Origin of the sequence: Zavarzinia aquatilis, from assembly GCF_003173035.1 — a bacterium.
Taxonomy (GTDB): domain Bacteria; phylum Pseudomonadota; class Alphaproteobacteria; order Zavarziniales; family Zavarziniaceae; genus Zavarzinia; species Zavarzinia aquatilis.
The window spans coordinates 585320-597761 of the sequence record NZ_QGLE01000002.1 but is presented as its reverse complement, the minus strand read 5'-3'; the positions used below and the strand labels follow the sequence as shown (position 1 = coordinate 597761).

Sequence of the window (12442 nt, the reverse complement as noted above, 5' to 3'; positions counted from 1 at the left end):
GATGCGCGACCGCTTCTCGCCTGCCGGCGGGCGTCACCATTTTTTTGACAGAAGTTCCTTCAGCCCGGCGTTGTCCAGCATGGCATCCGCCAGCAACCGCTTCAGCTTCGCGTTCTCGTCCTCCAGCGCCCGCAGACGCTTCGCCTCCGAGACCTCCAGCCCGCCGTACTTCGCCTTCCAGGCATAGAAGGTCGCGCTCGACAGCCCGTGGCGGCGGCAAAGCTCCGTCACCACCGCTCCCGCCTCGGCCTCCTTCAGAATCCCGATGATCTGCTCTTCGCTGAACTGCTTCCGCTTCATCTCAAAGCCCTTCCTTCTCGGTCGGACTCTACTCCACAGCGGATGAACTCGCGGGGGTCAGGTCATGGCCTATCTCGCTGAAGATGATCCTGCAATGGCTGCTCTTGCCTTTTTGGGGACCATATCGAGTGCGGTCCCCGGTGGAAAAGCTCTTTTCGGGGCGGCGCGCAGGGCCGCAATGGAGGCAGCGGATGTCGGGCGATTCGGTAGGCAAGCTCGGTTGCGAGAACTCGTCAATGACGACACGCTTGGCGCCGCGGACCGTGGTTGGATCAGGCAAGAGCTAAACTCCATCGATCGAGGACAACGATCGACGATTCGCAATCCACCCGGTAAGGATCTTGCCCACGAGCGGGGCAGAGAGGCGGCGAAAGGCTATGACTACAGTCACTCGAATCTTCAGGATCGAGACCTTCATCGTTTGCAGCACAAGTACGATGATTTCGGTCGAGCAAATACTGAGCGGCCTCTGCCTTGAGGAGCGTAAGCGATGAAGGTGAATCCAAAGCAAATGGAGGCGGTGCTTGCGTTACCGGGCATCAAGCGCTTCCAGCACTTCATCAAGGTCATTGCAGATTGGCAAGAGGTCTGGGGCCTGTACCAGGACGGGTGGGCTCTTGCGCTGGCGGATGATGGGGCGACCGTATTCCCGCTGTGGCCTGCCAAGGAATATGCGCAAGTATGTGCTGCCAACGAGTGGGCTGGTTACGAGCCGCGTTCGATCAGCCTAAGTGACTTCTTGGAGGTGCTGTTACCAAAGCTGGAACTGGATGGTGTCTTGCCAGGAGTCTTCTTCACGCCGACGAGCAAGGGGGTCACGCCTTCGGTAGATGAGTTGAAGTCGGCTCTTGAGGCGGAACTGCAAAATTATTAATCGAGGCGAAAATTGAATTGGCACCCGCCTTGCGCGGGCGTCAATACCTATTGACCATCATCGCGCAACTTCTTGAAATTCTAGTCGTTCCCGAGCAATTCATTGACAGGTTTGCCGATCTCGACGCTGAGAGCGTTGGCGCGTGCTGATAGTTCGGCCTACACCTCGACATCGAGGTACACCGGCAGATGTTCGTCCCCCAACAAACCTATGCTTCCCACCCGCCTTCCGGCATCGTCGGGTCCATGCCGCGCCAAATCCCCGCCCCTTCCACCTTCCCCAAGCATCGGCGCCATCCGCCGGATGCCGGCTTCACGCTGGTTGAGCTTCTCGTCGTCGCAGTCCTGCTGGGCCTGATCGGTCTGCTGGCGAGTGGTGGTGTGCGTTTTGGCTCGCGGGCCTGGGACCAGGTGACGGGGCGGATGGCGGCCGAGGCGGCGGTGAGCGGGACGGTGGACAGGCTGCAGCGGGCCGTGGGCAATGCCGTGCCGGATCGCCGCGATCCCGGGGGCTTGCGCGGTGGGCTGGAGGCCGGGGGGGAGGCGATATCCCTGCGCACCCGTGAGGGGGGCGAACTGGTCGACTGGTCCCTGCGGCGGGAGACGCTGGGCGAGGGCGGGCAGGGGCTGCGCCTGCGCCGGGTCTTGGCCGGGACCGCGATCGGGGCCGGCACAGGGGCGGGGGGCGACGCGGTGGCGGAATGGCTGCCACTGACGGCGGCGAGTATCGACTTTGCCTGGCGGGCCGATGGCATGGTGCCCGGGCGCTGGTCGGAGCTGTGGCGGGCCGACTGGCCCTTGCCCGATCTCATGCGCCTGCGCTGGCGGGCGCCAGACGGTCAGGCACGCGAAGTGCTGATCCGCCTGCCGGTGGGGGCGGTTTCCGCCTGTTCCGTCGCGCCGGGCGAGCTCGGGTGCGGGCGATGACGCCGGGGTCGGTGCCGCGAGATTGGGTGGGGCGAGATCCGGGGCGGCGATATCCGGGACGGCGGGGGGAGCGGGGTGTCGCCCTGCTGATCGTCGTCGGCGCGCTGGCGGTCATGGTGGTGCTGGCGGCCGGCGTCATCGCCGCCGTCCGCCAGCAGGCCCATGTCGCGCGCCGCGATCTGGCGGGTGTGAGCGCCGATGCCGCGCTGGAAGGGGCGGTATGGCGGGTCGCCGGGCGCCTGATCGCTGCCGGGTCCGGAGCTGGATCTGGGTTAGGGGCGGGGGCCGAAGGCGGCGTGTTGCCCGAGATGTCGCCCGCCGGGATCGACCTGATGGTGGGCGAGGTCGCGGTCCATGTCCGGGTTCGGCCGGAGGCCGCCAAACTAGACCTGAACCGGGCGGACGAAGTCCAGCTGGCCGCCCTGCTGCGCGCCGCCGGCCTCGGTGACGGCGAGGCGCAGGGCGTCGCCGCCGCGATCGCCGACTGGCGGGATGCCGACGGTTTCCTGCGCAACGGCGGCGCCGAGGCCGATGCCTATGCCGCCCGGGGCCTGGCCGGCCTGCCGCCCAACCGGCCCTTCGAGGATGTGCTCGAGGTACGGAACGTGCTGGGCCTGCCGCCTGCGGTCGCCGATTGCATCCTGCCGGACCTGACCCTGTTCAACCCTTCGGGGCCGCTGGTGCCGGCCGGGGCCTCCCCCCTGATCCGCCGGGCCCTCGGCCTTGCCCCGGAGGCCGGCGCGGCCCCGCCGGTGGAGGCGCCGATGCCGGGCGATGTCGTCGCGCTCGAAGCCCGCATCGCCGGCGAGGCCGGGGTCGATCGCTACAGCCGGCGCTGGATCCTGCGCATCACCGGCAACATGGCCGAACCCGTCCAGGTGCTGGAGCGCCGCGACCTCGGCCCGCTCGAAGCCGCGGCGGAGGCCGCCTGTCCGCCCGGGCTGGGGCCGGCGGCCCGGTGATGGCGGCGCCCTGGCCCCTCGTCTTTGCCGCCGCCCTTGGCCTTATCGTCGGCGGGGCGCTTGACCACGTCGCCGGGTGGCTGGGCCGGGACGGCGGGGGCGTATGGCCGGCGGCGGGCGCCTCGCCGTTGCTGACGGGCGGGGCTGGCGCGGCCCTCGGTCTCTGGGCCGGGAGTGTCGTGCCGGCGCCGGTCCTCGGCTGGGCCTGCGGTCTCGGCTGGGGACTGCTGGTGCTGGCGTTGGTCGACCTGCGCTGTTGGCGGCTACCCGACGCGCTGACCCTGCCGCTCCTGGCGGGCGGGCTCCTGTTCGCCGCCGTCGTGGTGCCTGGGACGCTTGCCGATCATGTGATCGGAGCGGCGGCGGGCTATGGCGTGATCGCGCTGGCTGGTCTTGCCTACCGAACCCTTCGCGGGCGCGACGGGCTCGGCTGGGGCGATGCCAAGCTTCTGGCGGCGGGCGGTGCCTGGGTCGGCTGGGCCGGGCTCGGCGGCATCCTGTTCATCGCCGCCGTCGCGGCGCTGCTTGCGGTGTTCGCCTTTCGCCTGCGCGGGGGCGCGGTGACGGCCGATACCGCCCTGCCGTTCGGACCCGCCCTCGCGCTCGGGATCTGGCTCAGCTTCCTTCATGGCCCGCTGCTGATCGGCTGAATTCTTTTGGCAAGCGGAGGTGGCGGCGCCACAATCCGGGCGGGCAGCGGGGACCGAGTCGTGGCGCAGGCAAGAGATTTTCCCGAACAGGCGGAGGCGGACGAAGACGGCGTGCTCGCCCGCCTTCAGGGGGAGGGCGTGCTCGACGACGATGCCGTGCAGCGCCTGCGGCGCGTGCGCGGGCGGAGCCCGATCGCCCTCGTCGACGCCGTGACCCAACTCGGCCTGCTGGCGGAGCGGGAACTCGCCGGTCACCTCGGCCGGATGCTGGGCCTTGCCGTGGCGGGGCCGGAACGGCTGCCGGCCGAAGCGGTGGAGATCGGCCGCGTCTCGCCCCAGTTCCTGCGCGAGCGGCGGGTGGTGCCCCTGGCGATGACGGGGGACGCCTTACATCTCGCGGTGGTCGATCCCTTCGACCGCACGGCGGCCGACGGGCTTCGCCTCGCCACGCGGCGGCGCGTGGTGCTCGAGATCGCCGCGGCCAGCGATGTCGAGGAAGCGCTAGCCCGGCTCTATGCCCGGGCGTCCGAGGGCCCGGCGTCCGACGGCGACACGACGGAACTCGACCTCGCCCGGCTGCGCGAGCGGGCGAGCGACGCGCCGGTCATCCGCCTCGTCGACGGGCTGCTGTCCCGCGCGGTCGAAGCCCGGGCCTCGGACATTCATCTCCAGCCGCAGGAGCGGCGCCTGCGGGTGCGGATGCGGATCGACGGCGTGCTGCGCGATTTCGAGCCGGTCTCGGGCGAGCTGGCGCAAGGGGTGGTCTCGCGCCTGAAGATCCTCGCCGGCCTCGACATCGCCGAGCGGCGCCTGCCCCAGGATGGCGCGGTGAAACTGGTGGTGCGCGGGCGCGAGATCGATCTGCGCATCGCTTTCGCGCCCGCGGTCCATGGCGAGGCGGTGGTGGTGCGTATTCTCGACCGCGGCCATGTCGCGCTCGATTTCGATGCCCTCGGCTTCGCCGGCGATGTACGGCACCGGTTGACCCGGCTGCTGGCCCGGCCCAGCGGCATTCTGCTCGTCACCGGGCCGACCGGCAGCGGCAAGTCGACCACGCTCTATGCCGCGCTCAATCAGCTGAACGGGCCGGAGCGGAACATCGTCACCGTCGAGGACCCGGTCGAGAACAAGCTGGACGGCATCACCCAGATCCAGGTGAAACCGGACATCGGCCTCACCTTCGCCCGGGTGCTGCGCTCGGTGCTGCGGCTCGATCCGGATGTGATCATGATCGGCGAGATCCGCGATCCGGAGACGGCGCAGATCGCGACCCAGGCGGCGCTGACCGGTCATCTCGTGCTGGCGACCCTGCACACGAATTCCGCCGCCGCCGCCGTCACCCGCCTGCTCGACATGGGGGTCGACGATTATCTGATCGCCTCGACCGTCAGCGGTGTGCTGGCACAGCGCCTGGTGCGCAAGCTCTGCCCCGAATGCCGGGTCGCGGAAGCGGGCGCCTTCCGGGCCGGGGGCTGCGCCACCTGCAACATGACCGGTTATCGCGGTCGCATCGCCATCCACGAGTTGCTGACGGTCGACGAGCCCTTGCGCCGCGCCGTGGTCGCCAAGGCGACGGCGGGCGAGATCGAAGCGATCGCCCGGGCGGCGGGCATGGAAACCCTCGGCGCCTGCGGGTTGCGGCTGGTCGCCGCCGGCATCACCTCGCGGGCGGAAGTCGAACGTGTAGCCATCGAGGATCAGGAATGACGACGGAAAAGCGGTATCGCGTGGCGACGGGCGAGGACGGTTACACGCTGATCGAATTGCTGGTCGTGCTGGCCATCCTCGGCCTTCTGGTCGCGATCGCGGTGCCGAGGGTCGTCGGCTATCTCGAGGGCTCGAAGGTGAAGACGGCGGAGATTCAGCTCGCCCAGATCGACGCCGCGCTCGACCTCTATCGCCTCGATCTCGGCGATTTTCCGGGCGAGGCGCAGGGGCTGAAGGCCCTGATCGAAAAGCCGGACGGCGCCCGCGTCTGGAACGGCCCCTATCTCAACAGGGCCGACGGCATCATCGATCCCTGGAGCCGGCCCTATCTCTACAAGCGCGCCGCCGGCGCGAAGGACTACCGCCTCTATTCGCTGGGCGCCGACGGCGCGGAAGGCGGCGAGGGCGAGGCGGCGGATATCGTCGCCAAGGGCCTGAAATAGTCCGGCATCAGGGGGGCGTCGAAAGAAGGAAGCGGGAGCAGACGTAGTCCGTCGCCTGTTCCACGTCACTGGCGAGCCCGTGGCGCCGCATCTCGCGCAATAGCGTACGGCGCTCGGTATCCGACGAGAAGCGGCGCTGCCGCTCGGTGTGATGAGGCATCTCCACCGTATGTGACGGTCTCCCGGTTTCGTGTCCGGTCTGAATGAGAATTTCGGTCCTTCATCTGCCGGGGTTAACCCCGGCCGGAGAGCAAGCTATCGACCACGGCCGGCAAGCACTCCCGCGTCACGTCATCGACGATGTTCAGCACCCGAAACCGTCAGCAGGCCACCGAGCTGATGGTGCACGAAGTCCAGGCTCCCGCACTGGTTCGGCAAGGCCGGCAGCGCCTGGGGGCGCCCTCGTGCCGGCCATCCGTTTCCGGCCACAGCGGTGGCGCCTCCCCCCCCCCCGCAAACAAATTCAACCCCTTGAGGCCATACGGTTTTGCAGGCGCCATTGCTGTCCGGCCCGCTGCTCCGCCGCGGCGCCGAGTCCGGGCTGATGGCCTCTAGCCCGGCGGCGCGAGCCGCCGGGGTCTGGTCTCCAGCGCCGAGCTGCATGAATTCGCGGCGGTCAGGTCACCGGGACTGCGGCTCAGAACTCCTTCATGGTCTCGCGCAGGGTCTGGGTCGTGTACTCGGTGCGGACCAGGCCCTTGCGCTGCAGGGCAGGGACGAGACCATCCGTCACTTCGACGATGTAGCGCCGGTTCATGCGCAGGGACGGCGAGGTGATCAGGAAGCCGTCGCCTCCAACCTCCTCCATCACCTCGCCCATGCGCGTGGCGACCTGGTCCGGCGTGCCGATCAGCTCGATCGAGGAGACGAGGCCGCCCGAGGCCTCGATGACGAGCTGGCGCAGGGTCTTGCCGCTGCCCCATTGGGCGAATTTGTCGAGCGAGCCCTGTTCGCCGTTGGTGGTCAGATGGGGCAGGGGGTCGTCCAGGCTGAATTTCGAGAAGTCGATGTCGGTCACGCCGGCGATGAAGGCGAGCGACTGTTCGATGAAGCGGTCGGAATTGATCATGCGGGCATGGCGCTCGCGCGCTTCCGCCTCGGTCTCGCCCAGGGTCGGGGTGATGCAGAAGAAGACCTTGATATCGTCCGGATTACGGCCGAATTTCTCGGCTCGGGCGCGGATGTCGTCGCGGTAGCGCTTCATGCCTTCGATGCCGTTGCCGACGGCGACGATGGCGTCGGCGTGCTTGGCGGCAAAATCCTTGCCCCGCGGCGAGCCGCCGGCCTGGACGAAGGCGGGCCGGCCCTGGGGCGAGCGCACCGTGTTCAGCGGCCCCCGGCACTTGTAGTATTTGCCCTCGAAATCAATGGTGTGGACCTTGGTGTGGTCGGCGTAATAGCCGGTCTCGCGGTTCTTCACCACCGCGTCCGGCTCCCAGGTCTCGAACAGCTTGCAGACGAGGTCGACATATTCGTCAGCCATGTCGTAGCGCACCTCGCGCGAGGGCAGGGCCTCCATGCCGAAATTCTGCGCCGAGGCATTCTCGCCCGTGGTGACGATGTTCCAGCCGAAACGCCCGTTCGAGATGTGATCGAGGGTGGAACACAGGCGCGCCAGCATGAAGGGCGGATAAGCCATGGTCGACATGGTGGTGACGACGCCCATGTGGCGGGTCGCCGCCGTCATCAGCGCGGCCAGCGGCGCCGGGTCGTGCTTGGGCGCCATCAGGGCGTGCTTCAGATAGACCTCCATCGAATGGCCGAAGGCTTCCGAGACCATCAGCGTATCCTCGACCATCATGAAGTCGAAGCAGGCCCGCTCCAGCGACTTCGCCATCTCGACGTAGAAATCGCCGTTCCAGGGCGAGCCGCCGTTGGCGAAGGGCTCGTTCCATTCGTCCGGCGAAAAGCCCAGGAACCAGCCGAGATGGAAGCGCTTGGTCATGATTGTTTCCTCTTGTCAGAAGGTCAGCCGCGATAGCGGGTGGCGTGGAGGGCGAGGGCTGTAACGGCAAGCGACACGACGATGACGCCGGTACCGATGGCGTTGATCGAGGGCGAGATGGAGGTCCGCATCATGCCCCAGATCAGGGTGGACATCGTGTTGCTGCTGGTCGTGAAGAAGGTGATGACGAAATCGTCGAGCGACAGCGCCATGGCGATCAGCATGGCGCCGACGATGGTGGCGCCGATCACCGGCAGGGTGATGCCGAGGAAGGCGCGAAAGGGCGAGGCACCGGCATCCCGTGCCGCCTCGAGCGCGGCCGGATCGAGAGTGACCAGCCGGGCGTGAATGACCGCGGTCACGAAGGGCAGGGTGAAAAGAAGATGGGCGAGCATGGTCGCGAGCACGCCCGGCTTCAGTCCGATCGCGTTGAAGAACGTGAGCAGCGACAGGCCGAGCACGAGGGGCGGCAGCATCAGCGGCAGACACAGCACGAGCAGCAGGGCCGCGGCGGCTCCCCGTGGCAGCCGGGCCAGACCGAGGGCGGCCGACAGGCCGATCAGGGTCGAGAGCAGGCCGCAGCCGAGGGTGATCTGCGCCGTCGTCGCCACGGCCGCGCCGAACTGCGGGTCGTCCGACAGGGCGCGGTACCAGCCGAGGCCGAGACCGGGCAGGGGGAAGGCGGCATTCGGCCCCGTGGTGAAGGAAAAAAGGATGCAGAGCGCGAGCGGCGCCAGCAGGAACAGCACGATGGCGCCGGTGAAGGCGATTGGGACCAGACGCCGTATCGTCATCGCGCGCGAAACCCGAGGCGGAGGGCAAGCCCGGTCGCGCCGAGCACGAGAAGGCTTGCACCGATCAGGCTGAAGGCCATGGCGGCGCCCAGTGGCGTGTTCATGCGCAGGCCGAATTGCGACTGGATGAAATTGCCGAACATGGCGCCCCCGGGGCTGCCCACCAGGGACGGCGTGACATAGTCGCCGGCCGCCAGAAGAAAGCACATCGCGAAGGCGGCGAGCAGCGCCGGCCGGATCTGGGGCAGGACGACGTCGATGATGACGCGGGTCACGCCCGCCCCCATGTCGCGGGCGGCCGCGATCTCGCTGTCGTCGATGTCGCGCAGGGCGCCGAACAGCGGCAGCATGGCGAGCGGCAGCAGGTAATGGGTCAGGGTGACGATCACCGCCCCGGTATTGAACAGCAGAAAGGGCAAGGGTTCGGCGATCAGGCCCGTGGAAAGCAGTGCCGAGTTCAGGATCCCGTCGAGGCCGAGGATGGTGCGCCAGGCATAGATCTTGACCAGATAGCCGCCGAACAGCGTGATCAGGGCGATCACGAGCAGGACATTGCCGGCGCGCCCGAGCGAGAAGCGCACGGCATAGGCGAAGAGAAAGGCGATCGTGGTGGCGACCGTCGCTGCCATGAAGGCGACGCCGAGGGTGAAGCCGAGGGCGCCGCCGTAATCGGTGAAGACCCGCGCGTAATTGTCGAACTGGAAATCGGGCACGATGCGGAAGCTGCTGGCCTTCCAGAAGCTCTGCACGAAGAAATAGCCGAGGGGCGCGACGAACAGGCCAAGGAAGGCCAGCGCCGCCGGCAGGAGCAGCAGGCCGGTCGCCAGCGTGCCACGCCGCGCCGTCATGAATGTCCCTCGAGCACGAGGACGGTTTCGGGGGTGAGGCCGATCGTGACGCCTTCCCCGATCGCCGGCAGGGTGTCGATCGCCTCACCCCCGATCTGGATGGTGAGGGGGCGTCCGTTCGCCGCGGCGCAGATCACATGGGCGTGGGCGCCCAGAAAAATGGCGTCGAGCACCCGCGCCTCGAGGCGCAGGGGGGGCTGGACAGCCCCGAGCCGCAGGTGCTCGGGCCGGATCATGACCGTGACCGGGCCATCCGCGCCCGGGCTGGGCAGGCTGGCGCCGGGGCCGATCTCGACCCGACCGCTCCGACGTTCGGTCGGGATCATGTTGGCTTCGCCGACGAAGCCGGAAACGAAGGCGTCGGCCGGCCGCGAATAGATCTCGCGCGGCGGCCCTTCCTGGATGATCCGGCCATGGTTCATCACGGCGACGCGATTGGCCAGGGTCATCACTTCCGCCTGATCATGGGAGACGAGGATGAAGGTGCCGCCGATCGCCTGGTGCAGGCTGCGCAGTTCCTGATGCATGGCCTTGCGCAGCTTGAGGTCGAGGGCGGCCAGCGGCTCGTCCAGCAGCAACACCTTGGGTTTCAGCACGAGAGCCCGGGCAAGGGCGACGCGCTGGCGCTGGCCACCCGACAGCGCGGGGGCCGGTCGGTCGGCGAGGGCGGTCAGATGGACGAGGTCCATCATGCGTTCCACCTCGGTCTCGATCTCGCGCCGGGGGCGTCGGCGCAGTTTCAGGCCATAGGCGATGTTCTGGCGCACGGTCATGTGCGGGAACAGGCCGTAGTTCTGGAACACCATGCCGGTCGGGCGCTTCTCGGGCGGGAGATGCGTCACGTCCTGTCCGTCGATCAGGATGGTGCCGCCGCTCGGCTCGACGAAGCCGCCGATCATGCGCAGCAGCGTGGTCTTGCCACAGCCGGACGGGCCGAGGATGGCGAAGAAGTCGTTGGCCCCGATCTCGAGCCCGGCCGGCGCCACGGCCTGGTAACGGCCGTAACGCTTGCTCAGATCCCGAAGCTCCAGCAGGGGGCGGTCCGACATCACCGCGCTCAGGCCTTCAGGAAGCGGTCGTAACCGTCGAGGACCTGATCGTAGGTGACATGCGTGCCGTCGCTCTCGGTCGGGAACATGCGCGGATAGATGTGGGCATGTTCGAAATAGGCCTCGAGATTGTCGTAGTCGTAGAGCGCCCTGGCCTCGGGCGAGAGCAGGGCGACCGCGTCCGCGTTGGCGACGCCGAGGAAATTGTCGTTGCCGAACTTGGCCTGTGCCTCGGCGCCGATGATATGGTCGAGCAGCTTGTAATCGAGCTCGAGGTTCGGTGCCTCGGCCGCGATGTTATAGGTATCGACGAAGGCCCAGGTGCCTTCGACCGGTTTGGCGATCGAAACCTCGACACCCTTGTCGCGACACCACAGCACCATGGGCTCCCAGCCCATGATCATCGCGGCCTCGCCCCGGATCAGCAACTCGGCGCCGTCGCCGAGGCTGGCCGGCATGGCCCTGATGTGGCCTTTCTTCAGGGTGATCAGCAATTCGATGGTCGCGTCGAGCTGTTCGCGGGTCAGCCTTGTCGCATCCTTCACGCCGGTGGCGACCGGGGCCCAGACCAGGATGTTGGTCAGCACGTCGGCGAAGAGCGCGACCTTGCCCTTGTATTCGGGCTTCAGGAAATCCTTCCACGAGGTCGGCGGTGCGGTGACCAGCTTCGGGTTATAGAGCAGGGCGCAGGACGAGAACGTGAAGGGAATGCCGTAGACCTTGCCGTCCGCTTCCTTGGCCATGGACTGAAACTTGGGCATCAGTTTCGGGAAATTGGTCAGGCGACCGGTGTCGAGCGGCGTCACCAGGCCGACCTCGCCCATCACCGGGTTGTACATGTGGTTGAAGGTGGTGAAATCCACCGTGCCCATGCCGCCCGAGCGCAGCTTGGTGATCATATCCTCGCTGGCATTGATATAGGTGGTGTCCAGCGCGGCATCGTTCTTCGCCAGGATGTCGCCGACGGCAAAGGCGGCGTCATAGCCTTCCCAGCCGACAAAGGAAATCCGGCTGGTCGCGGCCTGGGCCGGACGGAAGGGCAGGGCAAGGCCGGCGGCGATGCCCGCGGCCGCGGCGCCCTGGAGCAAGGCGCGGCGGGAAACGCCGGAGGCCGCTGCCGGGCGGCCGCAATGATCACGATCCTCGGATTTCCGACGCATTCGATCCCCTCCGTACTGAGCACTGACGATCCGCGCCCGGGGCCCCGCTTGGGGCGGCTTCCGCCTGCAAGGGCGGCGGGCGGATAATTTTTTGGTCATTTGATCATATTGGTCAATCCGTTTTCTGCGATTGCGAAGAACAAAAATTCCAGCAAACTCGAATATGTGAAGCATATGGTCAGAAAAAAGCGCAAATTTTGCGCAAATGCTCAACGAGGGTGCAGCGGGGGACGATGGCGGACGAAGGCAATGGTGGAATCGACGCGCTCAGCAGGGGCATCATCGTCGCCCTGCAGGAAGATGGGCGCATGTCGTTCCGGGAGATCGGCAAACGATTGGGCGTGTCGCCCAACACGGTGCGGGCGCGTTATCACCAGTTGCAGGAGCAGGGCATCATCGACGTCATCGCCGTGCCCAATCACTGGCGTCTCGGTCTCGCGTGCCACGCCACCATCGGCATCAGGCTAAGGCCGGGCACGATTGATCAGGCGGTGGCGGTCCTCGATGCGCGCAACGAGGTCGCCTGGGTCGGCGTCATGATGAACGGCTATGACGTCATGATCGAGGTGGCGGCGGCCAGTACCCCCGCTTTCACCCGCCTGAAGCAGGAGTTGTTCGCGGCGATGGACGGCTTCGTCGACGCCGACGTCTTCCTGATGGCCGAGGTGCGGAAGTTCCGCTACCGGATCGACGCCGGCGACTAGAGCATCGGCGACATGAGCGTCGTGCCGCCGATGCTCTACCCTTTTGCTTTGCGCATCTTCGGACGGCGGAGCGTTTTTCC

At 67.3% G+C, this 12442-nt stretch carries 13 protein-coding genes and 2 pseudogenes; 8 read left to right on the top strand and 7 right to left on the bottom strand.

Annotated features, from left to right (window positions below):
* Positions 1–300 (bottom strand): annotated as a pseudogene (locus tag DKG74_RS06260) (transposase); the annotation flags it as partial.
* A gap of 64 nt (positions 301–364) precedes the next feature.
* Between DKG74_RS06260 and DKG74_RS06255 the strand changes: the two are divergent.
* The 7 genes from DKG74_RS06255 (at position 365) to gspG (ending at position 5862) form a co-directional block, all read left to right on the top strand.
* On the top strand, positions 365–778 hold the full coding sequence (locus DKG74_RS06255) for a polymorphic toxin type 8 domain-containing protein (RefSeq protein ID WP_109903729.1): 414 nt from the start codon (positions 365–367) through the stop codon (positions 776–778).
* Between the two features lie 12 nt (positions 779–790).
* Positions 791–1174: a DUF2750 domain-containing protein gene (locus DKG74_RS06250; protein ID WP_109903727.1), complete on the top strand. Its 384-nt coding sequence runs from the start codon at positions 791–793 to the stop codon at positions 1172–1174.
* A 245-nt stretch (positions 1175–1419) separates the two neighbouring features.
* Positions 1420–2100, top strand: coding sequence for a prepilin-type N-terminal cleavage/methylation domain-containing protein (locus tag DKG74_RS06245; RefSeq protein ID WP_109903811.1), 681 nt, complete (start codon positions 1420–1422; stop codon positions 2098–2100).
* Positions 2101–2126: 26 nt separating this feature from the next.
* Positions 2127–3062, top strand: coding sequence for a type II secretion system minor pseudopilin (locus tag DKG74_RS06240; protein WP_109903725.1), 936 nt, complete (start codon positions 2127–2129; stop codon positions 3060–3062).
* Positions 3062–3712, top strand: coding sequence for a prepilin peptidase (locus DKG74_RS06235; RefSeq protein WP_109903723.1), 651 nt, complete (start codon positions 3062–3064; stop codon positions 3710–3712). The genes DKG74_RS06240 and DKG74_RS06235 overlap by 1 nt, the downstream gene beginning before the upstream one ends.
* 60 nt (positions 3713–3772) lie before the next feature.
* A complete protein-coding gene (locus tag DKG74_RS06230; RefSeq protein ID WP_133251516.1) occupies positions 3773–5419 on the top strand; it encodes a GspE/PulE family protein in 1647 nt (548 codons plus the stop codon).
* The gene (gspG, locus tag DKG74_RS06225; protein ID WP_109903719.1) at positions 5416–5862 is read left to right on the top strand and encodes a type II secretion system major pseudopilin GspG; all 447 of its coding nucleotides are present in this window, start codon (positions 5416–5418) and stop codon (positions 5860–5862) included. The genes DKG74_RS06230 and gspG overlap by 4 nt, the downstream gene beginning before the upstream one ends.
* Positions 5863–6101: 239 nt before the next feature.
* On the opposite strand, the pseudogene DKG74_RS22485 reads toward gspG, so the two are convergent.
* The 6 genes and pseudogenes from DKG74_RS22485 to DKG74_RS06195 form a co-directional block, all read right to left on the bottom strand.
* Positions 6102–6301: pseudogene (locus tag DKG74_RS22485) on the bottom strand (IS3 family transposase); the annotation flags it as partial.
* 198 nt (positions 6302–6499) lie between these two features.
* A complete protein-coding gene (locus tag DKG74_RS06215) occupies positions 6500–7807 on the bottom strand; it encodes an NtaA/DmoA family FMN-dependent monooxygenase (RefSeq protein WP_243404034.1) in 1308 nt (435 codons plus the stop codon).
* A 23-nt stretch (positions 7808–7830) separates the two neighbouring features.
* On the bottom strand, positions 7831–8601 hold the full coding sequence (locus tag DKG74_RS06210) for an ABC transporter permease (RefSeq protein ID WP_109903715.1): 771 nt from the start codon (positions 8599–8601) through the stop codon (positions 7831–7833).
* On the bottom strand, positions 8598–9449 hold the full coding sequence (locus DKG74_RS06205) for an ABC transporter permease (protein WP_109903713.1): 852 nt from the start codon (positions 9447–9449) through the stop codon (positions 8598–8600). Before DKG74_RS06205 ends, DKG74_RS06210 begins: the two co-directional genes overlap by 4 nt.
* Complete coding sequence (locus DKG74_RS06200) at positions 9446–10498, bottom strand: ABC transporter ATP-binding protein (RefSeq protein ID WP_109903711.1); 1053 nt, start codon at positions 10496–10498, stop codon at positions 9446–9448. Before DKG74_RS06200 ends, DKG74_RS06205 begins: the two co-directional genes overlap by 4 nt.
* Positions 10499–10506: 8 nt before the next feature.
* Positions 10507–11658 carry an ABC transporter substrate-binding protein gene (locus tag DKG74_RS06195; protein ID WP_165837555.1) on the bottom strand — a complete coding sequence of 384 codons (1152 nt, stop codon included), beginning with the start codon at positions 11656–11658 and terminating at the stop codon, positions 10507–10509.
* Between the two features lie 233 nt (positions 11659–11891).
* On the opposite strand from DKG74_RS06195, the gene DKG74_RS06190 reads away from it, so the two are divergent.
* A complete protein-coding gene (locus DKG74_RS06190; RefSeq protein WP_109903707.1) occupies positions 11892–12362 on the top strand; it encodes an Lrp/AsnC family transcriptional regulator in 471 nt (156 codons plus the stop codon).
* Positions 12363–12442 lie beyond the last annotated feature (80 nt).